This window comes from Mesorhizobium sp. CC13, from assembly GCF_039907765.1.
In the GTDB taxonomy this organism is placed as follows: domain Bacteria; phylum Pseudomonadota; class Alphaproteobacteria; order Rhizobiales; family Rhizobiaceae; genus Aminobacter.
Window position 1 is genome coordinate 67,310 of record NZ_JARDJI010000011.1, and the last position, 19,425, is coordinate 86,734.

At 66.6% G+C, this 19,425-nt stretch carries 19 protein-coding genes; 8 read left to right on the forward strand and 11 right to left on the reverse strand.

The features are described 5' to 3' along the window. Positions 1-2: 2 nt before the first annotated feature. On the forward strand, positions 3-938 hold the full coding sequence (locus PV773_RS15855; protein ID WP_347967279.1) for a prephenate/arogenate dehydrogenase family protein: 936 nt from the start codon (positions 3-5) through the stop codon (positions 936-938). Between the two features lie 168 nt (positions 939-1,106). On the opposite strand, the gene PV773_RS15860 is transcribed toward PV773_RS15855, so the two are convergent. Continuing rightward, positions 1,107-2,408, reverse strand: coding sequence for a metallophosphoesterase (locus PV773_RS15860; RefSeq protein ID WP_347967280.1), 1,302 nt, complete (start codon positions 2,406-2,408; stop codon positions 1,107-1,109). A 156-nt stretch (positions 2,409-2,564) separates the two neighbouring features. Further along, positions 2,565-3,566 carry a DUF2125 domain-containing protein gene (locus PV773_RS15865; RefSeq protein ID WP_347967281.1) on the reverse strand — a complete coding sequence of 334 codons (1,002 nt, stop codon included), beginning with the start codon at positions 3,564-3,566 and terminating at the stop codon, positions 2,565-2,567. Between the two features lie 49 nt (positions 3,567-3,615). Between PV773_RS15865 and PV773_RS15870 the strand changes: the two genes are divergently transcribed. Beyond that, on the forward strand, positions 3,616-4,134 hold the full coding sequence (locus tag PV773_RS15870) for a gamma-glutamylcyclotransferase (RefSeq protein WP_347967282.1): 519 nt from the start codon (positions 3,616-3,618) through the stop codon (positions 4,132-4,134). Between the two features lie 69 nt (positions 4,135-4,203). Continuing rightward, complete coding sequence (locus tag PV773_RS15875; protein ID WP_347967283.1) at positions 4,204-5,280, forward strand: trifunctional transcriptional activator/DNA repair protein Ada/methylated-DNA--[protein]-cysteine S-methyltransferase; 1,077 nt, start codon at positions 4,204-4,206, stop codon at positions 5,278-5,280. Here PV773_RS15875 and PV773_RS15880 read toward each other — a convergent pair. The 4 genes from PV773_RS15880 to ftsE all read right to left on the reverse strand — a co-directional run bounded on the left by PV773_RS15880 (position 5,273) and on the right by ftsE (position 8,616). Continuing rightward, on the reverse strand, positions 5,273-6,055 hold the full coding sequence (locus tag PV773_RS15880) for a 1-acyl-sn-glycerol-3-phosphate acyltransferase (protein WP_347967284.1): 783 nt from the start codon (positions 6,053-6,055) through the stop codon (positions 5,273-5,275). The genes PV773_RS15875 and PV773_RS15880 overlap by 8 nt on opposite strands. 86 nt (positions 6,056-6,141) lie before the next feature. Then, on the reverse strand, positions 6,142-6,852 hold the full coding sequence (locus tag PV773_RS15885; RefSeq protein WP_347967285.1) for a YdcF family protein: 711 nt from the start codon (positions 6,850-6,852) through the stop codon (positions 6,142-6,144). A gap of 98 nt (positions 6,853-6,950) precedes the next feature. Continuing rightward, positions 6,951-7,964, reverse strand: coding sequence for an ABC transporter permease (locus PV773_RS15890; protein ID WP_347967286.1), 1,014 nt, complete (start codon positions 7,962-7,964; stop codon positions 6,951-6,953). After that, positions 7,957-8,616, reverse strand: coding sequence for a cell division ATP-binding protein FtsE (gene ftsE / locus PV773_RS15895; RefSeq protein ID WP_340040592.1), 660 nt, complete (start codon positions 8,614-8,616; stop codon positions 7,957-7,959). Before ftsE ends, PV773_RS15890 begins: the two co-directional genes overlap by 8 nt. Before the next feature lie 231 nt (positions 8,617-8,847). Between ftsE and PV773_RS15900 the strand changes: the two genes are divergently transcribed. The 3 genes from PV773_RS15900 (at position 8,848) to PV773_RS15910 (ending at position 10,465) form a co-directional block, all read left to right on the forward strand. Continuing rightward, the gene (locus PV773_RS15900) at positions 8,848-9,444 is read left to right on the forward strand and encodes a hypothetical protein (protein WP_347967287.1); all 597 of its coding nucleotides are present in this window, start codon (positions 8,848-8,850) and stop codon (positions 9,442-9,444) included. 9 nt (positions 9,445-9,453) lie between these two features. Next, the gene (gene hpt, locus PV773_RS15905; protein WP_340040588.1) at positions 9,454-9,996 is read left to right on the forward strand and encodes a hypoxanthine phosphoribosyltransferase; all 543 of its coding nucleotides are present in this window, start codon (positions 9,454-9,456) and stop codon (positions 9,994-9,996) included. Positions 9,997-10,063: 67 nt separating this feature from the next. After that, a complete protein-coding gene (locus PV773_RS15910) occupies positions 10,064-10,465 on the forward strand; it encodes a response regulator (protein ID WP_347967288.1) in 402 nt (133 codons plus the stop codon). On the opposite strand, the gene PV773_RS15915 is transcribed toward PV773_RS15910, so the two are convergent. Beyond that, the gene (locus PV773_RS15915; protein ID WP_347967289.1) at positions 10,432-11,373 is read right to left on the reverse strand and encodes a DMT family transporter; all 942 of its coding nucleotides are present in this window, start codon (positions 11,371-11,373) and stop codon (positions 10,432-10,434) included. The two genes, PV773_RS15910 and PV773_RS15915, sit on opposite strands and share 34 nt — an antisense overlap. 267 nt (positions 11,374-11,640) lie before the next feature. On the opposite strand from PV773_RS15915, the gene PV773_RS15920 reads away from it, so the two are divergent. Next, positions 11,641-12,501 carry a LysR substrate-binding domain-containing protein gene (locus tag PV773_RS15920; protein ID WP_347967290.1) on the forward strand — a complete coding sequence of 287 codons (861 nt, stop codon included), beginning with the start codon at positions 11,641-11,643 and terminating at the stop codon, positions 12,499-12,501. 94 nt (positions 12,502-12,595) lie between these two features. Beyond that, complete coding sequence (locus PV773_RS15925; RefSeq protein ID WP_347967291.1) at positions 12,596-13,219, forward strand: glutathione S-transferase family protein; 624 nt, start codon at positions 12,596-12,598, stop codon at positions 13,217-13,219. Between the two features lie 117 nt (positions 13,220-13,336). Here PV773_RS15925 and PV773_RS15930 read toward each other — a convergent pair whose 3' ends face one another. The 4 genes from PV773_RS15930 to argH all read right to left on the reverse strand — a co-directional run bounded on the left by PV773_RS15930 (position 13,337) and on the right by argH (position 19,425). Beyond that, positions 13,337-15,913, reverse strand: a complete 2,577-nt coding sequence (locus PV773_RS15930; RefSeq protein WP_347967292.1) for a TIGR02302 family protein — start codon at positions 15,911-15,913, stop codon at positions 13,337-13,339. 406 nt (positions 15,914-16,319) lie between these two features. Further along, positions 16,320-17,585: a diaminopimelate decarboxylase gene (gene lysA, locus PV773_RS15935; RefSeq protein ID WP_347967293.1), complete on the reverse strand. Its 1,266-nt coding sequence runs from the start codon at positions 17,583-17,585 to the stop codon at positions 16,320-16,322. 162 nt (positions 17,586-17,747) lie between these two features. Beyond that, positions 17,748-17,954 carry a lipoprotein gene (locus PV773_RS15940; protein WP_340040575.1) on the reverse strand — a complete coding sequence of 69 codons (207 nt, stop codon included), beginning with the start codon at positions 17,952-17,954 and terminating at the stop codon, positions 17,748-17,750. A 70-nt stretch (positions 17,955-18,024) separates the two neighbouring features. Continuing rightward, the gene (gene argH, locus PV773_RS15945; RefSeq protein ID WP_347967294.1) at positions 18,025-19,425 is read right to left on the reverse strand and encodes an argininosuccinate lyase; all 1,401 of its coding nucleotides are present in this window, start codon (positions 19,423-19,425) and stop codon (positions 18,025-18,027) included.

Here is a 19,425-nt window from a genome sequence, read left to right on the forward strand (position 1 = left end):
AAATGTCCGAACCCCTGTTTGAAAAGATCGCCCTGATCGGCATCGGCCTGATCGGCTCGTCGCTGGCGCGTGTCATCCGCCGCGAAGGGCTTGCCCGCCACATCGCCATCTCCACCCGCAGTGCCGCCACATTGGCCCGCGCCGAGCAGCTCGGCCTGGGCGACAGCTATTCGAGCGACGCCAGGGCGGCCGTCGAGGATGCCGACCTCGTCATCGTCTCGGTGCCGGTCGGCTCGTCGGGCGCGGTGGCCGAGGAGATCGCGCCTGCGCTGAAGCCGGGCGCCATCCTCACCGATGTCGGCTCCACCAAGGCCTCCGTCATCGCCCAGATGCGGCCGCATGTACCGGAAGGCGTGCACTTCATTCCCGGCCATCCGCTGGCCGGTACCGAGAAGTCGGGCCCCGATGCCGGCTTCGCCGACCTGTTCGAGAACCGCTGGTGCATCTTCACGCCGCTGCCGGGCACCGATGCCGCGGCACTCGAGAAGCTGTCGGAGTTCTGGCGCCGCTGCGGGTCCAACATCGACACGATGGACCCCGAGCATCACGACATGACGCTCGCCATCGTCTCGCATTTGCCGCACATCATCGCCTACAACATCGTCGGCACCGCCGACGACCTCGAGGCGGTGACCAAGTCGGAAGTGATCAAGTACTCGGCCTCGGGCTTCCGCGACTTCACCCGTCTCGCGGCTTCCGATCCCACCATGTGGCGCGACGTCTGCCTGCACAACAAGGATGCGATCCTCGAGATGCTGGCGCGCTTCTCGGAGGATCTCGCCTCGCTGCAGCGGGCGATCCGCTGGGGCGACGGCGAGAAGCTGTTCGATCTCTTCACCCGCACCCGCGCCATCCGCCGCTCGATCATCCAGGCCGGCCAGGAAATCGACGCGCCCGACTTCGGTCGCCAGGCGATCGAGCATCCGGTGAAAAACTAGGGAATGGTGAAGTAGTGAGTAGGGAATAGCGGCTTTTGCCAGCCGTTCAGGCTGCGTTCGGCCTACTCACTACTCACTACTCACTACTCACTACTCACTACTCACTACTCACTACTCACTACTCACTACTCACTACTCACTATTCACTATTCACTATTCACTGCCCGCTCACGTGCAGTCGTTGTTCCACTTCGGATTGAGCGTGGTGCCGTAGAGCTTGAAGCACTGGTTCGGCGGCGCGGAGAAACGCAGGTCGAAGACCTTGCGCCAGCCTTCCCAGACGAGCCCGGTCTGCTCCCAGCCCACGAGCCACACGTCCTTGGCGTAGGGCGGGATGTAATATGTCTTCTTGTTGCCGAGCGGCATTTCGCCCGTCTCGAATGATTTCGGCTCGCCGTTCTCGCTGTATTGCAGCTGGAACTTGGCGACGAAGCCGCCCTCGTTGAAGACGGTCACGTGGCCTTCCAATGGCGGGATCGGCAGCGGCGGGTTCGGTACGGTGTCGTTGAGCGCGCATTCCCACCTGTCGTTGGTGAAGCCGTAGTACCCGTCGAACGGGCACTCCATCTTCCGCACCAGCATCGTCCTCTGGTTCGGATCGATGTCGGCCACCAGGTAGTCCTGGTACGACGCCGAACCGGAACGGAAGAACGGGATGCTGGAGTTGCCGATCGTGCCGATGCGTTCGCAGGTCGGATGGATGTGGCCGGCAAACACCGCCGAGACCCCGTATTCCACCATGATCTCGTTGAAAGTCGTGACGCCCGGCTCGATGAAATTGTCATGATAGTCGTGGAGGTTGACGATGATGATGTCGCCACGGTTGCGGGCGATCGCCAGGTCGTTCCTCAGCCAGTAGAACGACGGCTTGATGAAGTAGAAGTCGCGGCGCGCGGCTCCCGCGTTCCACGAATTCCAGTCGTCCTGGTAGGAAGGAAAATTCTGAAGCTGGACGAAATGCACCCTGCCGACGTTGAAGGAATATGCGAGGCTTCCCGTATAGTCCGTCCGCAGTTCCGGGAATTTATAGTAAGAGACTTCGGTGAAATCGTACCGCACCAGGCCGGAATTCGACTTCAGCCATCCGTACATGAAGTCGACCATACGGGTGGCGCCGTTGTTGTTGTACATGTCGTCGACATTGTTCTGGTAGTCGTGGTTGCCCAGGCCGGGATAGAAGGGCATCTGCAGTATCGAGGCGATCTCCCGATATTTGTCGAGCTGCCAATCGTGACCGAAGGCGGTCAGGTCGCCATTGGCAATGACGCCCTTGATCGGGAAAGGATTGCTTGAATCCTTGCGGCTCTTGGCAAGGGCATTCATGCTTTCATACTGCTCCCAGATCTGGCGTTGGGAGTTTTGCTTGATCTGCTCCTCGGTCTTGAGACCGGGGGGCAGGAGGCCGTCGTACCATGGGTACTGGGGGTCGGATGACCAGATCATGCCGAAGGGAGATTCAGTCGCAGTCATTGCCATATCCTCCACGCGCAAAAGTTGTATATTGCGAGCGAAGATTGCATCTATTGATTGTACAAATGCAAGAGGTAACTTAAGGCGCCCACAGCGGCTGCCTGTCCAGGCGCGATTGCGGCCGGCGTCTAGGCCGATCGTCCTGTCGGGTTGTCGCTACCGCGCGATGGCCGGCACCATGCCCAGCGGAATGAAGCCCAGCGTCGCCTTGCCCCTGGCGATCTTCAGCGGCAGGGTCGGCGCGTCGCCGAGCGCCGCAAGGCCGGACAGCGCCGCCTCGATCCGTTCACGCTCCTCGGGAATGGCTTCCGACAGGATGGCCGACAGCTTCCTGGGGTCGAGGACCTTGACCGTCAGGTCAGCGTCGATCAGCCCGTCTCCGGCGACCGACCACGGTCCGCTGACCGAAACCCCGGCGCTGCCGCCGGTGGTGAGCGTCATGGAACGGATCGTGCCGGCCCGTCCGCGCAGGCGCAGGTCCGACTTCGCGACCATCTCCACGCCGTTGGCCAGCGAGGTGTCGGCGCTGCCGTCCAGCGGCGGCAGCTTGCGGCCCTGGAGGGCGGCCGGGTCGACGGCCAGGCCGTCAAAGGTGGCGGCCAGGTCGAGGTCGGCGCCGTTCGGGCGCAGGTGCGTCTGGATGTTCTCCGCGGCGAACAGCGACATCGGCACGCCGTCGCTGAAGGAGGCCTGCCCGGTCAGCTTGCGTGCCTCCACCGACAGCCGTTGCGGCACCGGGTTGGCCAGGCGGGCGCTTGCATGCATGAGTTCCCAGTCGAACTGGAGCTGGGGCAGGTCGGGCGCGGTCACGCGCAGCGGCCCGTCGAGTTCGACCAGCGCGCGCGACGGCTGGTAGATCTGAGCCACGGTGCGCAGGTTGCCGGCGCTCACCGAAATGCGCTGCCGCGAGTCCTCGTATTCCACCCGGTCGCACGTCAGGCCGATGCGGAACGGGAAACCCCTGATGGTTGGATTGACGCAGTCGGCGGCAATGCCGTTGCCGTTGAAATCGGCGATCGCCGCGCGCACGGCTTCCTCGGATCTGCCGGCAAACCAGAACCAGCCGGCGCTGTAGCCCCCGAACAAAACGATGATGAACAGGCCGAGCCCGAGGAAGCGGCGGCTGTAGTTCGTTTTCGGCTCTCGGCTTGACGTCATGCTCGGGCTCTCGTTAACGCGGGTGCGGACCACCAACAGGGTTGGCGATATGGGCGATTTTTGGGTGTTTGGCTATGGCTCGCTGATGTGGCGGCCGGGATTTGCCCATGTCGAGACGCGGCGCGCGCGCCTGATGGGCTTTCGCCGCTCGCTGTGCATCCGCTCCTGGGTGCATCGCGGCACCGAGCAGCGGCCCGGCCTGGTGCTCGGCCTCGACCGCGGCGGCTCCTGCGTCGGCATGGCGTTCCGCGTTCCCGGCGATTTGCGCGACGAGGTCATCGCCTATCTCAGGGAACGCGAGCTGGTGACCAGCGTCTATCTGGAGCGCGAGCTGGCGATCCGGCTCGACCAGGGCAACAAGGTCCCGGCGCTCTGCTACGTCGCCGACCGCAAGCACCATCAATACGCCGGCAATCTCGATGCTGCCCATGCCGCCGAGATCGTCTCGGGCGCGGTGGGCGTGTCGGGCCGCAACGAAGACTACGTGCTCAGCGCCGTCGCGCATCTCAAGGCGCTCGGCATCCGCGACCACTGGCTGGAAGAGGTGGCGCGCCGCGTCCATCCCTGAGTGTCAGCAGCGAAAATGCATGCCCGATTTTCGGCGGCAAGGCCGCCGGGTTCGCGCTATGCATGGCCCATGCTTTTCGAAAGACCTTCCGACGACACGCTCTACGATGCCCTGATCGCCCGCGATCCGGGCTATGACGGCCTCGCCTATGTCGGCGTCACCTCGACCGGCATCTTCTGCCGGCTCACCTGCGCCGCCCGCAAGCCGAAGCGCGAGAACGTGCGCTTCTTCGACACCACGGCCGAGTGCCTGCATGCCGGCTTCCGGCCCTGCCGGCGCTGCCGTCCGATGATGGGCACCGGCGCGCCCGAGCCGCTCGTCGCCACGCTGCTCGATGCGCTCGACCGCGAGCCCGAACGCCGCTGGCTGGAGGTCGACGTGGTCGCCATGGGCTTCGACGCCTCGACCGTGCGCCGTGCCTTCAGGCGCCGCTTCGGCATGAGCTTCCTCGAAATGGCGCGGCTGCGCCGCATCGGCAAGGCGGTGGCGCATCTGGCCGAAGGCGACAGCGTCGTCGATGCGCAGCTCGACGCCGGTTTTTCGTCCGGCAGCGGCTTTCGCGCGGCAGTGACGCGGCTGCTCGGCGAGACGCCGGCCAGGCTGCGCGGCAAGGCCATGCTCAAGGCCGACTGGATCGAGACGCCGATCGGCCCGATGATCGCGATCGCCGACCTTCATGCCCTGCACATCCTCGAGTTCCTCGAGCGCAAGGCTTTGGCGACGGAGGTGAGGAAACTGCAGGCCGCCACCGGCTCGGCGATCGCCTTCGGGCGTTCTGCGCCGATCGACCGGATCGAGGCCGAACTCGCGGCCTATTTCGCCGGACGGTCGGCCGATTTCGCCACCCGGCTCGCGCCGCTGGGCACGTCCTTCGAGCAGCAGGTCTGGGGTGGGCTGCGGCGCATCACTGTCGGCACGACGGCGACCTATTCTGGCCTCGCCGCCGACATCGGCAACCCTGCCGCGGTGCGCGCCGTCGGTCGCGCCAACGGCGCCAATCCGATAGCCGTCGTCATCCCCTGCCACCGGGTGGTCGGCGCGGCCGGCGATTTGACGGGCTATGGCGGCGGGCTGTGGCGCAAGCGCTGGCTGCTCGAGCACGAACGGCGGATGGCCGTCGGCCGCGGCGCGGGCCCGCTCAGCTGACGCCGAGTTCCTTGAGGCGCTTGACGGCCGTGTCCGGCATCGGCGGCGGGTTGGCCGACCTGGCCGCGTCGATGAGGAACTCGTCACAGGCGGCTTCCGTCTCGGCGATCAGCCGCCGCATGAATTCTTCCTTGTCCAGCCCGGCCGGGATCGGCTCGAGGAAGCGTGCCTTGATCGTGCCGGGATGGCGCAGGAACTTGCGGCGCGGCCAGTACAGGCCGGCGACATGCGCCACCGGCACCACCGGCAGGTTGAGCGCCGAGTAGAGCTCGGCGATGCCCCATTTGTAGGCCGGCTCGTCGCCCGGCGCGCGGCGCGTGCCCTCGGGGTAGATGATCAGCTGGCGGTCGTTCTGCATTTCCTTGCGCGTCGCGACCACCACCGCCTTCAGCGCCGCCGAGCGCTTGCCGCGGTTGACCGGGATCATGTTCATCTTCTTGATGTACCAGCCGAAGAACGGGATCCACATCAGCTCGCGCTTGAGGATGTAGAGCGGGTCGCGCAGGTAGGGAAAGAAGGCGATCGCATCCCAGAACGACTGGTGCTTGGGCGCCAGGATGAACGAGCCCTCGGGCAGGTTCTCCATGCCGGTGATCTGGCTTTTCGTGCCGGCGATCTTCTCCTGCAGCCACAGGCTCGAACGCGCCCAGAATTTCGGCACGAACCATGCCCGGTGGCGCGGCGACAGGAAGTAGTAGGGCGTCCACAGGATCATCTGGACGACCAGGCTGACATAGAAGACGAGGTTGAACGCCAGCGAGCGGATTTGGAGCATCTTTTGCGTGGGGTGCCTGAGGACGGGAATCCGCGTTCGTTACACCAAGCAGCCCGAAAAGGAAAATGCTGTCGCAGCGAAGGCTGCTATTCCGCGGCCTCGGCCTGCACGACCACCATGTTTTCGGCGCTCGGCTTGACCGGCACGATCCCGCGCGCCAGCGCCAGCAGGTATTTGTTGTACTCGATGAACAGCACGCGCAGCGCCTCCGGCTTGGCCAGCCAGTTGCCCTTGTCGAGCCTGGTGTTGACCACCGGGTAGGGATCGAGGGTGGCGCGCGGCAAAAGCCGCCCCAGCTCGAGCAGGCTGCGCGGCATGTGATAGTTGTTGGTGACCAGGATGACGCGCTGGTAGGCGTGGCTCTGCACCCATTTGGCGCTTTCCACGGCATTGCCGATCGTGTCGAGCGCGGCGCGGTCGATGTCGACGCGGTTGAACAGCGCCTTGTCGCTGCCGGTGGCGAGCTGCAGCTGGCGGCGGGTTGCGGAGGGGTGCACGCCGCTGATCAGGAGGCGCTCGCCCTTGTCCGCCTTGAGCAGGTCCATGGCCGCGTCGAGCCGCGACTGGCCGCCTGTGAGCACGATGATGGCATCGGCCTTCGACGGGTTGCCGGGCGTGTTCAGGCTGCTGACGTGGGTTGCGAATATGCCGAAGCCGCCGGCGAATACGAGCGCTGCAATGACGAGAACGAAGAGCAGGCGGCGCAGAACGATGGTCCTCCGGCGCGGGCCGCGCACGGCCGGGCTAAATCTTGGTGCTGAAACCGTCCCCGATGCGGCGAGTGCGTCCTGTCCCATCACGGCACCATGATTATGCAGGCTTTGCGGCATTTGCAGAGCCCATTTTCGCACATTCCATGACGATGCGACACACTTTGTGAGGAGATGCTCATGTACTACATCCCGTCCGGCTGGTGCATGTCGATCTCGTCGAGATAGGCGACGACGGTGAAGTGCGAGGTGGCCGCGGTCAGGGCGCCTATCACGGCAACCACCACGGCGACGCCGAGATAGCCATTGGCGCCGATGGCGAAGTTGCCGAACAGGGCGGTCGCCTGGTCTGCCTGGGGGGTCGCGAGATTGCGTGACGACCACCACGAGAAGGCGATGAACACCAGCACCGCGGCCAGGCCGCCGGCGGCCGCGCCCTTCATGCCGGTAAGCAGGAAGTGGCGGCGGAACTCGCGGGCGATGAAGCCAGCTTCCGCACCGACGAAATGCAGCACCTCGATGATGTGGCCGTTGCCGGCCATGGCGCCGCGCGTGGCGAAGACCACCGACAGCACGGTCGCCGCCAGCATCAGCACGAGCACGCCCGTGCCGATGGTCACCGTCGTGCGCGCCATCGCCACCAGCCGGTCGACCCAGGTGCGGTGATCGTCCAGCGAGGCGGTCGGGACCTTGGGCGCGATCGCCTCGCGCATGGCCTGGAAGTCGGGCGGCCCGTTTTCGTCGATGGTGATGATCACCAGGCGCGGCACCGGCAATTCATCGATGTTCAGTCCCTTGCCGAGCCAGGGCTCGAGCAGGCGGGCGGTGGCGTCGCGATCGACGATCCTGGTGGCGCTCACGCCGGGAAACTCGCCGGCGATGCGCGACGCGGTCTCGAGCGCCGCCTCCATGTCCAGACCTTCGGCCGGCTTGACCTGGATCGTCGCCTCGCGCGAGATCTGGCTCTCCCAGACAGAGGCGGTGTCGCGGACGAGCGTGACCGCGCCGAAGGTGAGGCACGACAGGAAGGTCATGATGGCGATGACCAGCACCAGCGCCCGGCCGGCGACGTTCTGCGACGGCACGATCGGTGCGGTCCGGCGCTGGACGGGCGATTGGGCGCGCTGCTGCTCGGCGTCGTCGAACTCGTCCTCGAATTCGGCCTCGTCCGCATGACGCTGGGCGGAACCGTCAATCATAGATGTCGAGCCTCCCGCCGGTGAGGATCATGCGACGGGCGTCGACCTGGTCCATCAGGCCGAGGTCGTGGGTTGCGATGACGACGGCCGTGCCGAGCCGGTTGAGCTCGATGAACAGCCTGAGCAGGCGCCGCGCCAGCGGCGGGTCGACGTTGCCCGTGGGCTCGTCGGCAAGCAGCACCTCGGGCTGTTCGATCAGCGCGCGGGCGATCGCGGCGCGCTGCTTCTCGCCGCCCGACAGCACCGGCGGCAGCACGTGCATGCGCTCGCCCAGCCCGACCCACTTCAGCAGTTCGGTCACGTCGGTGCGGTAGCTCGCCTCCTCGCGCCCGCGGACGCGCAGCGGCAGGGCGACGTTCTCATAGGTGGTCATGTGGTCGAGCAGGCGGAAGTCCTGGAACACCACCCCGATGCGCCGGCGCAAAAGCGGCAGTTCGGCCCGGGTGATGCGGGAACGGTCCTTGTCGAAGATGCGGATCAGCCCGCGCGTCGGCTTGAGCGACAGGAACAGCAGGCGCAACAGCGTGGTCTTGCCTGCACCGGAAGGCCCGCTCAGGAACTGGAACGAGCGCTCGGGAATGTGGAAGGAGACATCGCGCAGGATCTCCGGACCCATTCCGTATCTGAGGCCGACATTCTCGAAGCGGATCACGTGCTGCTGACCTTGATTGATCCCGTAAGTGGTTCGGGACCCTCGCCGCCCGTTTCTACGAAACGACCATGGGTCCGCATGGTTAACGAACGGTTAATTTCCGGACCGTGTCGAGGCGCGAAACACCCCGGTGTCGAAGCATTAACCAATTCCGTTTACCCACTTCCGGCAGAATGTCTAAGGGGTCCGATGGCTGACGCGCGGAAAGCACGCCCGGTTTCCGGCGAAATCATGGCCGCGGGCTGCCGCGACACATGCGCCCAGGTGCCGCAGCGCGGCCTGGCCGACATCGTCGATGCGGATTTCGAGGTGCTGCGCGCCGGTCCGGCCGACGGCGAATCAGGCGCGGGGCAGGCGGCCTTTCCCGACCAGTCCGCCGCAACGGAAGGCATGGACATGCTGCGCCTTGCCGGGGGGCGGCAGCGCGCGGCCCGCAGCCGTGGCGGCGCGGCGTTCTGGCTCGCCGGCGTTGTCTTCGCGGCCACGGCCTTCTGGGTGTCCGGCGGCCATGCCGTCCTGCGCGCATCGGCGCTGCCGTTTTCCGGCCAGGGCGCATCGTTCCGGATCGCCGAGATCAATTCGCGCGTCGACCTGTCCGGCCAGAGACCGGTGCTGCTCGTCGACGGCGCTGCCGTCAACGATGGGACGGGTCCTGCCGAACTGCCGCCGATCGACGTCTCGATCGCCACCAATGACGGCAGGATGCTGCACTACAGGCTGGGGACAGGGGCCGCCCGCGTCGCGCCTGGGGCAAGATGGGACTTTTCGAGCCGCCTCGACGTGCCTATGAACGGGATACGGACCGTTACGGTCGCTTTCTCGGAATAGGATGACGTCATGCCGGTTGTGCGCGACAAGGAAATCGAGGTGCTGTTCTCCGCTTCGGCGATTGCACGGCGCAATCTGGAACTCGCCAAGGACATCGCGGCGCACGACTACACCGACCTCCTGGTGATCTCGGTGCTCAAGGGGTCGTTCATCTTCGCCGCCGACCTGATCCGCGCCATGCACGACGTCGGCCTGTCGCCCGAGGTCGAGTTCATCTTCATCTCCAGCTACGGCTCCGGCACCACCAGCGGCGAGGTGCGCGTGCTGCGCGACATCGACAACGAGGTGAAGGGCAGGGACGTGCTGCTCATCGACGACATCCTCGAATCGGGCAAGACGCTGAAGTTCACCCGCGAGCTGATGCTGTCGCGTGGCGCCAAGAGCTGCTCAATCGCGGTGCTGCTCGACAAGCGCATGCGCCGGCAGACCGATCTCAACGCCGACTACGTCGGCTTCGACTGCCCCGACTATTTCGTCGTCGGCTACGGCATGGATGTCGCGCACGCCTTCCGCGAACTGCCCTTCGTCGGCGTGGTCAAGGGCGACGCCTGACGCCGGAGCGGGCACGAAATCGCGCGGCCTTCAGAAATCGTCAACCTGTCGCGGCAAATATCGCGGCATGGCAAAGCTTCTGATCGTCGAGGACGATGAGTCCGTCCGCACCCTCGCCGCCCGCGCGCTCGAACGCGCCGGCCACACAGTCGATGTCGCCTGCGACGGCGCGCAGGGGCTGGACCGCATCCGTGCCGCAGGCGGGCGCTTCGACCTGATCGTCTCCGACATCCGCATGCCGGAGATGGACGGCATCGAGATGGCGCAGGCCGCGGCGCGCGCCTTTCCCGGCCTGCCGATCCTGTTGATGACCGGCTATGCCGACCAGCGCGAGCGCGCCGAGGAACTCGACGCCATCATCCTGGACGTCGTGCAGAAGCCGTTCACGCTCGCCGACATCCGCGACCGCGTTTCGCTGGCGCTGGTCAGGTCCGGTCAGTCGACGGCAGCGCTCGCCGGCGCCGCCTGAGGCGCCCGCGCACCGACATTCAGCGCGAATATGCCCGCGCCGACGATGAGCAGCGCGCCGACCAGCGTGCCGCCGTCCGGCACCTCGGCGAAGAACAGGAAACCCCACAGCGGCGCCCACAAGAGCCCGGTATATTCGAAGGTCGCCGCCCTGTTGGCGGGCGCCAGCCGATAGGCCTGCCCCAGCAGCACCATGCCGATTGCGGCGATGACGCCGCAGGCCGCCATCATCAGGAAATCGAACAGGGTCGGCCACACCCAGGGTCGCATCAGGAAGTCGAGGCTCGGATGCCCCGCCTGCGGCAGGTCCGCCGCGGCGAAGACCGCGGTGATGGCCAGGGCTCCCACCAGGTAGGCGGCGTTCTGGTAGAAGGCCATGGTCGTGGCGCTTTCGGCCGCGCCGATCTTGCGCGCCATGAGCTGGGAGAAGCCGTAGAGGAAGGCCGAGGCGAGCGACAGCAGCGCCGCCCACTCGAAGATGCCTGCGCCCGGATCGACCATGACGATGACGCCGACGAGCCCGATGGCCCCCGCGGCGAGGCTCTGCCACGGCACCCGCTCGCCGAGATAGGGGCCGGCCATCGCCATGATGATCAGCGGCGCCATGAAGAACAGCGCCGCCGCATCGGCGATCGGCAGCGCCGGTATCGCCAGATAGTAGGCGCAGTAGGACACGAAGAGGATCGTCGAGCGCGAGGCGAGGAAGCGCCAGTTGGGCGAGGCGAGGGCGCCGAGGCCGACGTCGCGGTGGACCATGAACAGAAGCAGCGGCAGGGCAACGATCGCGCGGATCAGCAGCGCCTCGCTCACCGGATAGGTGCCGGCAACGGCCTTGATCAGCGCGTCCTGGATCGAAAACACCAGCACACCCAGGCACAGGCAGAGGATGCCGAGAAGCGTTCTGTTCATGAAAGTGGTTGCCTGAAGCTGTTGCGAATGCCTGTCGAAGCGTCCCGGGTCGAGCCCCGGTCCCACCTCCGGACCGCCGCCCGCCAAGAAAAAACCCGCCGAGAAAACCGCGGCGGGTGAAAGTGAGGACGGTAAACACCAGTCCGTAGCCGCATCTGACGGCCACCTTCCAATGGGTGAGCGGACTATCGGTTGCCGTTTGACTCTATGCAAACGAATTGAAATGATGGCAATCATTAGAAATCCTGATGCCTGGCGGGTTAGGCCATGTCCGTCCGTCTCGACAGCGAGCTGCTGCGCACCTTCCTCGCCGTGGCCGAGAGCGGCAATTTCACCCGCGCGGCCGAGGCGGTGGGGCGCACCCAGTCGGCGATCAGCATGCAGATCAAGCGCCTCGAGGAGGTGATCGGCGGCGAGCTGTTCGTGCGCGGCGCGCGCGGCGTCGCACTCACCCGGCGCGGCGGCGACCTCGTCGGCAATGCCCGCCGCATCGTCGACCTGCTCGACGAGACGGCTTCGACGATGCGGGTTCCGCAATTGGGCGGGCCGGTGCGCATCGGCCTTCCCGAAGAGTATGGCCAGCCGGTGCTGTCGCGGGCATTGGGGGTGTTCGCCAAGCGCCATGCTCAGGTGGAGGTCACCGTCAGGTTCGGCTACTCGGCCGCCCAAATGGCCGCCCTTGCCGCCGGAGAGCTTGATCTGGCAGTGGTTTTCGAGTGGCAGGCGCCTTCCGGGGCCGAGGTCCTGATGCAGGATCCGACGGTCTGGGCCTCCTCCAACCACCATCATATCCACCAGGAGCGGCCGCTGCCGATCGCCGTCTACGGCCGCGACGGCTGGTGTCGCGAATATGTGCTCGATTCGCTGGAGAGCCGGGGCATCGACTACCGCTTCGCCTATACCAGCGACACCACCAACGGCCTCGTGCTCGCCGTGACCGCTGGCCTGGCGGTCGCGCCGATCTCGCGCAGCAACATCCCGCCCGACTGCCGCGAACTGACCGAGGCCGACGGCTTCGGACAGATCGATACGACCCGCGTCGTGCTGCACCGGAATCCGCGTGCCGGCAGCGAAGCCGTGGACGCCATGGCGGACGCCATCCGCGAAGCTTTCCATCAGCGCGGCTGATCGCTGGACCAACCGATTCCTCCTGACATTGATCCTGACAAAGAGCTGTCAGCAGGACCGTGCTAGGGTCCCAGCCAGTGAAGAGGAGGAGAAGATGATCACATTCTACCACGCGCCCTGGTCCCGCTCCTCGGGCATACTCTGGCTTCTCGAGGAACTCGGCGTCCCCTATGAGATCGAAAAGGTCGACATCCGCGCGCCTGGCGGGGCGCCGGAGGATTACCGGGCCATCCAGCCCAACAAGAAGGTGCCGGCGATCGCCCATGACGGTGTCGTCGTCACCGAGCGGGCGGCGATCTGCACCTATCTCTGCGATGCCTTCCCCAAGGCCGGCCTCGCGCCGGCGATCGGCGATGCGATGCGCGCGCCCTATCTCACCTGGCTCGTCTATGCCGATGCGGTGTTCGACCCGGTGCTGGCCGCCAAGGCCCACGGCCACGAGTTGATGGGCGGCGGCTATTCCTACGGTTCGTTCTCCGAGATGGTCGCCAATCTCGAACGTACGCTGTCGTCGCGGCCCTATATCGCCGGCGACCGCTTCACCGCGGCGGACACGCAGATCGGCGGCGGCATCAACTACGGCATCCGGGTGCTGAAGGTGCTGCCGGAGAAGCCGGTGTTCCAGGCCTATTTCGAGCGGCTGGCGGCGCGGCCGGCGTTCCAGCGCTACAGCCAGAAGGACTTCGAACTCGCCCGCGAGGCCGGCATGGCCGGCTGACCGGGAGACGGCGTGAGGCCGTCCGCGGTCTCCGAATATGCTAGACCCGATTGACGCGCCCGGTAGCAACGCGGCCCGCGACGTCAGGGCTGGCAGGCGCCGGTAGCGCGGTGACGGCTATTTGAGTTCCAGCAGCCTCTCGAGATACTGGCGCTCGAGTTCCGGGCTCAGCGCGTTGCCGAGGCGCTTGCGGATCGCATCGAGGATCTGGCGGGCGCGCTGCACGTCGATCTCGTCGGGCACCTTGACGGAATCGCCGAAGTCCGGGCCGGTCGTGGCGCGCGGCCGGCCGAGCGGATCGCGGTCGGCGTTGCGCTGGCGGCCGCCTTCCTCGCTGCCGCCCTCGTCGCCCTGCATCGCCTGCATCTGCTGCATCATGTCCTGGGCGCCCTTGCGCAGCGCTTCCAGCGCCCGGCCCTGGTGGCCGACGGCGCGGTCGCCTTCGCCGTCGCCCAGCGCGCCCTCGGCCTGGTTCATCGACTTGCCCGCCTCGCCGAAGCCTTCGCCCGGCTTGATGCCCAGGCCTTCGAGGCCCTTCATCAGCGCATCCAGGTCCTTCTCCAGCTGGCCCTGGCCCTCCTGCAGCTGCTTGAGCGCGTCGGCGAATTCCTGCGGGGTCATCGGACGTCCCTGCTGGCCCTGGCCCTGCTGCTGGTCCTGGCCGGGCTGGCCGTTGTCGCCGAACTCGTCGCCCTGGTCCTGGCCCGGCTGCTGGCCGCGCTGCATCTGGTCCATGCGGAAGGTCTCGTTCATCGTCTCCTGCTGGCGCCGCATGATCTCGCCGAGCTTGTCCATCTGCTGGCGCAGCTCGGAGTTCTGCTGGCCCTGCTGGCCGCGCTGGCGCCGTCCGGCCTGCAGGTTGTTCATCATGTCCTGAAGCTGCGACAGGAGCTCCCTGGCCTGGTCGCGGTTGCCCGACTTCGCCAGGTTCTCGATCTGGTCGAGCATGCGCTGCAGGTCGCTCTGGCGCAGCTCCTGGCCGGGGGCGGGCAGCTGCGCATTCTGGTTCTGCTGGGCACGCTCGGCGAATTCGCGCAGGAATTCGTCCATGGCGGCGCGCAACTCGGCCATCAGCTTGTCGATCTCCTCGTCGCTGGCGCCGCGCTCCAGCGCGTCCTGCAGCGCCTGCTGCGCCTGGCGCAGCCGCTTCTCCGCAGTGGAAAGGTCGCCTTCCTCGATGCCGAGCGCCACCTCCCAGAGATAGGAGACAACCTCGCGCAGCTGGTCGTCCGTCGTCGCCGTCTTGAGGCGGGTGCGGGCGCTGATCAGCGCCAGGTAGTGCGACAGGTTGTCGATCGTGTCCTCGGGCCTGAGCGTGATGGCATCCATGAGGGCGAGCACGCGGGCCTTGGCGTTGGCGTCGAGGCCGAGCAGCCGGCGCTGCTCGATGACCGCGCGCGCCAGCGGATTGGTGAAGGGCCGCTCGGGAAGCACCAGCGTCTTGGTCTCGCTCCTGGCTTCCTGTCCGGCGTCGTCGACAGCGCGAAGCGTCAGCTTCACTTCGGTACCCGCCCAGACATGCTCGGTCAGGTCGCGTGTCGCCTTGGTGGGCTTGGTGCCGGCGCCGCGGCGCGGCAGCGACAGCGGCATTTCCGGCGGGCCGTAGAGCGGCCGCGCGTCGGGCGCCTGCGCTTCGGCGAGGGCGAAGTCGGTTCTGGCGGAGGCCGCGCCGTAGTCGTCCTCGATCTGGTAGCTCAGCTCGAAGGTGCCGTTGACGGCGCGCCTGGGCTCGCCGACGAAGCGGATGGCCGGCGGGCTGTCGGGCGTCACCGCGAAAGCCCAGCTGCCGAGTTCGTCCTCGCCGGACCTGAGCGTCAGCCGCCCTTCGGCGTCGAGCTTGTCGGAGAACTGGCGCACCGCGGCGACCGGTCCGGCGGTGGCCGGCTTTGCCGCGTCGGTCTTCGGCGCGGCCGGCGCGATGTCGCGCGCCGTGCCGTCAGGGGCGGTGAAGGCGAGCGTCTCCTCGCCGGTGCCGCCGGTGACGCGCAGCGATAGTTCGCTGCCTTGCGGCACCGTCAGCACGGCGGCCTCGCGTCCGGCGCCGGCCGTCAGGAAGATCGGGGCCTTGCCGGTATAGGGCGGCGGCGTCACCCAGGCATCGATGCGCGGGGGGACCGCGTCACGCGCCGCATGCGTCTGGAGCACGTCGCCGATGCGGCCGCCCCACGGCCCGAAGGAAAAGGCGAAGGCAATCACGAACAGCAGTGCCGCCGCCGCGCGCAACGCCCAGGGATCGCGCTCCGGCACCCGGGTTCGCGGCAGGTCGCCGCCCAGCCTGCCGAGCCTCTCGGCCATGCGCTTCTGGTGTTCGCGCCAGAGCGCGTCGGCGAAATTGTCGGGCCGGCCCGAGGGGCGGTCGGTCTGGACCTGCACAGGCGTATGTTCGAGCTTGTTCGCCCGCTCGACGCGGCTGTCGATTTCGGCCCACGACGGCAGTCGGAAGAAGCGCAGCGGATAGAGTGACGCGAGCCCCGCGACCGCGAAGGCGGCGCCGAGGACCAGCCGCGCCATGTCGGGCAACAGCCTGAAGACCCCCAGCCACGACAGGCTGAGGAACAGGCTGGCGATGACGAGCAGTGGCAGCACCAAGGGCCAGCCGCGCTCGACCAGCATCGCCGTGCCGATGGCCAGGCGCGTCCTGCCCAGGCTGGCGGCTATGTCGCGATGCAGCGCTGATCTGGCCCGTTCGGTCATCGGCCCTTCCGGTTGGGCGGCGCGGGATGCCGCCGCCATGCCTTCGTTCAGAATACCATCAATCACGGCGAACGCGAGGCGACCAACACAATCGTGAAAGGAGCCGCCGCCAAGGTGATGCTCGCCAAACTCGTTGCTGATTGAATGCGGATGGTCGGTCGTGCGTCCTTCGACAAGCTCAGGATGAGGATCGGTGGCGCCGACGCTGCCTCGTCGGACTTCCCAACGGGCCCGGCGGCGCTATGGCCGTCTTGTCGAATCTTCCAGATCGACTTCCTTCGACATAGGCGCGTCCTTCAACATGAGCACCGTCGGCATCAACGATCCCATCCTGAGCTTGTCGAAGGACGCACGACATATCAGCTGTGCCCGATCGACAAGTTTGGCGCCGCGGTTTCCGGTCTCCTCACAGCCAGTCCGGTAGCGAATCGAGCCCGATCAGCTCCTCGTAGGTCTGGCGCTTGCGCACGACGTGGAAGCGGTCGCCGTCGACCAGGACTTCGGGCACCAAGGGCCGCGTGTTGTAGGTGCCCGCCTGGACCGCGCCATAGGCGCCGGCCGTGCCCACTGCGATCAGGTCGCCGGCCTCGAGCCGCGGCAGGTCGCGGTCGAGGCCGAGATAGTCGCCGGTCTCGCAGACGGGGCCGACGATGTCGACCGTCATGCGCTGGGCGTCGGCCTTGGCCTGAACCACCGGGCGGATGTCGTGGTAGGCGTCGTAGAGCGTCGGCCGGATCAGGTCGTTCATCGCCGCGTCGACGATGAGGAAGTTCTTGGCGTCGCCCTCCTTCACGAAGATCACTTCGGAGACGAGGATGCCGGCATTGCCGACGATCAGGCGGCCCGGCTCGAACATCACCTTTAGGCCGAGCTTGGCGACGTGCTTGTGCACGATCCTGGCATAGGCGTCGGGCAGCGGCGGCGGGTTGTTGTCGGTCTTGTAGGGAATGCCGAGGCCGCCGCCGAGATCGACATGGTCGATGGCGTGGCCGTCGGCCTTCAGGGTCTCGACCAGTTCGGCCAATAGCGCGAAGGCATCGTCGAAGGGCTGCAGCTCGGTGATCTGGCTGCCGATATGCATGTCGATGCCGGTCACCTCGATGCCGGGCAGGGCGGCCGCGCGGGCGTAGACCTCGCGGGCGCGCTGCATCGGGATGCCGAACTTGTTCTCGGCCTTGCCGGTCGAGATCTTCTTGTGGGTCTTGGCGTCGACGTCCGGGTTGATGCGCAGCGACACGGGCGCGGAGTTGCCGTTGGCCACTGCACGTTGCGACAGCAGCTCCAGCTCCGGCTCGGATTCGACGTTGAAGCAGAGGATGCCGGCCTGAAGCGCCAAATCCATCTCGCGCGCCGTCTTGCCGACGCCCGAGAACAGGATCTTGTTCGCCGGGACGCCGGCGGCGAGTGCGCGCCGCAACTCGCCCTCGGACACCACGTCGGCACCGGCGCCGAGCCTGGCGAGCGTCTTCAGCACCGCCTGGTTGGAGTTGGCCTTGAGCGCGTAGCAGACCAGCGCGTCGAGATCGGCGAAAGCCGCGGAGAAGACCTTGAAGTGCCTGGTCAGCGTTGCCGTCGAATAGCAGTAGAACGGCGTGCCGACGGCGGCGGCGATGTCGGTCAGCGCCACGTCTTCGGCATGCAGGACGCCGTCGCGGTAGTCGAAGTGGTTCACGGCAGTTCCGTTTGAGCTATCGGCACCCTCATCCGGCCCTGCGGGCCATCGTCTCCCCGCCAGGGAGAAGAGGCAAGCCGCAGCGTCGAACATCTCCTCTCCCCGCGGGGCGAGGCTGGCCGAGCGAAGCGGAGGCCGGGTAAGGGGGCATATGTGAAGTGATCAGATCAGCGGATCGAGGATGAAGGGCTTGTCCGCAACCGGTTTCTGCGGCTCGGCCGGCACCGGCTGGCCGGCCTTCTGGGCGTCCTTGCGCGCCTGCACGGCGGCGTCATAAGGCGTGTCGAGGTCGCCCCTACGGCCGCAGGCCGAAACCACACCGACGGCGGCAATCAGCCCGAGCGTCACCAAAATCCTGCCAGCGGTCATGATCCATCCGTCCGCGAAAATTTCCCCGCTGCTTGTAGCGGAGATTCTTGGGCTTTGCACCCCGGCTCGATCACGCTTTCGTAAGGCGCTTCTTCCAGTAACGCACCTGCTTCCTGACCTCTGCGGGCGCGGTGCCGCCGAAGGAGGTGCGGCTCTTCACCGAGTTCTGCACCGACAGCACCGAGAAGATGTCCTCGGTGATGCCGCCGTGGATCGACTTGAGGTCGTCGAGGGTGAGCTTCTCGAGCCCGACCTTCTTGCTTTCGGCCAGCGCCACGGCACGGCCGGTGACGTGGTGCGCCTCGCGGAAGGGCATGCCGAGCGAACGCACCAGCCAGTCGGCGAGGTCGGTCGCGGTCGAGTAGCCGGAACCGGCCGCCTTCTTCATCGCCTGCTCGTTGACCGTCATGTCGCCGACCATGCCGGTCATGGCCGCCAGCATCAGGTCCAGCGTCTCGGCGGCGTCGAACACCGCTTCCTTGTCTTCCTGCATGTCCTTCGAGTAGGTCAGCGGCAGGCCCTTCATGACGGTCAGCAGGCCGACCAGGTGGCCGTTGACGCGGCCGGTCTTGGCGCGCACCAGTTCGGCCGCATCGGGGTTCTTCTTCTGCGGCATGATCGACGAGCCGGTGGAGAAGCTGTCCGACAGGCGCACGAAGCCGAACTGCGGCGTCGACCAGATGACGATCTCCTCGGCCAGCCGCGACAGGTGCGTGGCGCAGATCGCCGCCACCGACAGGAATTCCAGTGCGTAGTCGCGGTCCGACACGCTGTCGAGCGAGTTGCGGGTCGGCTCGCGGAAGCCGAGCGCCTTGGCCGTCCGGAAGCGGTCGATGGGGAAGCCGGTGCCGGCGAGCGCCGCGGCGCCCAGCGGGCTCTCGTCCATGCGCTGGATGGCGTCGCGGACGCGGGAAAGGTCGCGGGCGAACATCTCGACATAGGCCATGCAATGATGGCCGAAGGTCACCGGCTGCGCCGTCTGCAGATGGGTGAAGCCGGGCATGACCGTCGCGGCGTGCTGCTCGGCGCGCTCGAGGAAGGCAGCGATCAGGCCCTTCAGCGCCTCGGCGACGCGGTGGAACTCGTCCTTGACCCAGAGGCGGAAGTCGATCGCCACCTGGTCGTTGCGCGAGCGAGCAGTGTGCAGGCGTCCTGCCGCAGGGCCGATCAGCTCGGCCAGGCGCGCCTCGACATTCATGTGGATGTCTTCCAGCCGGGTCGAGAATTCGAACTTGCCGTCCTCGATTTCTCGCAAGATCGTGTTCAGGCCGTGAGCGATTTTCTGTTGATCCGCGGCGGAAATAATGCCCGTTTCCGCCAGCATCTCTGAATGGGCGATCGAGCCTCGGATGTCCTGGGCGTAGAGCTTCCTGTCGAAGCCGATGGAGGCGTTGATCGCCTCCATGATCGCGGCCGGGCCCGAGGCAAAACGTCCGCCCCACATCTGGTTGCTGGCCTTCTTGTCGCTCAT

Excerpts from the sequence above, each read along its gene's own strand:
- PV773_RS15855 (WP_347967279.1), top strand. The coding sequence starts at position 3 with ATGTCCGAACCCCTGTTTGAAAAGATCGCCCTGATCGGCATCGGCCTG.
- PV773_RS15860 (WP_347967280.1), bottom strand. The coding sequence starts at position 2,408 with ATGACTGCGACTGAATCTCCCTTCGGCATGATCTGGTCATCCGACCCC.
- PV773_RS15865 (WP_347967281.1), bottom strand. The coding sequence starts at position 3,566 with ATGACGTCAAGCCGAGAGCCGAAAACGAACTACAGCCGCCGCTTCCTC.
- PV773_RS15870 (WP_347967282.1), top strand. The coding sequence starts at position 3,616 with ATGGGCGATTTTTGGGTGTTTGGCTATGGCTCGCTGATGTGGCGGCCG.
- PV773_RS15875 (WP_347967283.1), top strand. The coding sequence starts at position 4,204 with ATGCTTTTCGAAAGACCTTCCGACGACACGCTCTACGATGCCCTGATC.
- PV773_RS15880 (WP_347967284.1), bottom strand. The coding sequence starts at position 6,055 with ATGCTCCAAATCCGCTCGCTGGCGTTCAACCTCGTCTTCTATGTCAGC.
- PV773_RS15885 (WP_347967285.1), bottom strand. The coding sequence starts at position 6,852 with ATGGGACAGGACGCACTCGCCGCATCGGGGACGGTTTCAGCACCAAGA.
- PV773_RS15890 (WP_347967286.1), bottom strand. The coding sequence starts at position 7,964 with ATGATTGACGGTTCCGCCCAGCGTCATGCGGACGAGGCCGAATTCGAG.
- PV773_RS15900 (WP_347967287.1), top strand. The coding sequence starts at position 8,848 with ATGGCCGCGGGCTGCCGCGACACATGCGCCCAGGTGCCGCAGCGCGGC.
- hpt (WP_340040588.1), top strand. The coding sequence starts at position 9,454 with ATGCCGGTTGTGCGCGACAAGGAAATCGAGGTGCTGTTCTCCGCTTCG.
- PV773_RS15910 (WP_347967288.1), top strand. The coding sequence starts at position 10,064 with ATGGCAAAGCTTCTGATCGTCGAGGACGATGAGTCCGTCCGCACCCTC.
- PV773_RS15915 (WP_347967289.1), bottom strand. The coding sequence starts at position 11,373 with ATGAACAGAACGCTTCTCGGCATCCTCTGCCTGTGCCTGGGTGTGCTG.
- PV773_RS15920 (WP_347967290.1), top strand. The coding sequence starts at position 11,641 with ATGTCCGTCCGTCTCGACAGCGAGCTGCTGCGCACCTTCCTCGCCGTG.
- PV773_RS15925 (WP_347967291.1), top strand. The coding sequence starts at position 12,596 with ATGATCACATTCTACCACGCGCCCTGGTCCCGCTCCTCGGGCATACTC.
- PV773_RS15930 (WP_347967292.1), bottom strand. The coding sequence starts at position 15,913 with ATGACCGAACGGGCCAGATCAGCGCTGCATCGCGACATAGCCGCCAGC.
- PV773_RS15940 (WP_340040575.1), bottom strand. The coding sequence starts at position 17,954 with ATGACCGCTGGCAGGATTTTGGTGACGCTCGGGCTGATTGCCGCCGTC.
- argH (WP_347967294.1), bottom strand. The coding sequence starts at position 19,425 with ATGAGCGACAAGAAGGCCAGCAACCAGATGTGGGGCGGACGTTTTGCC.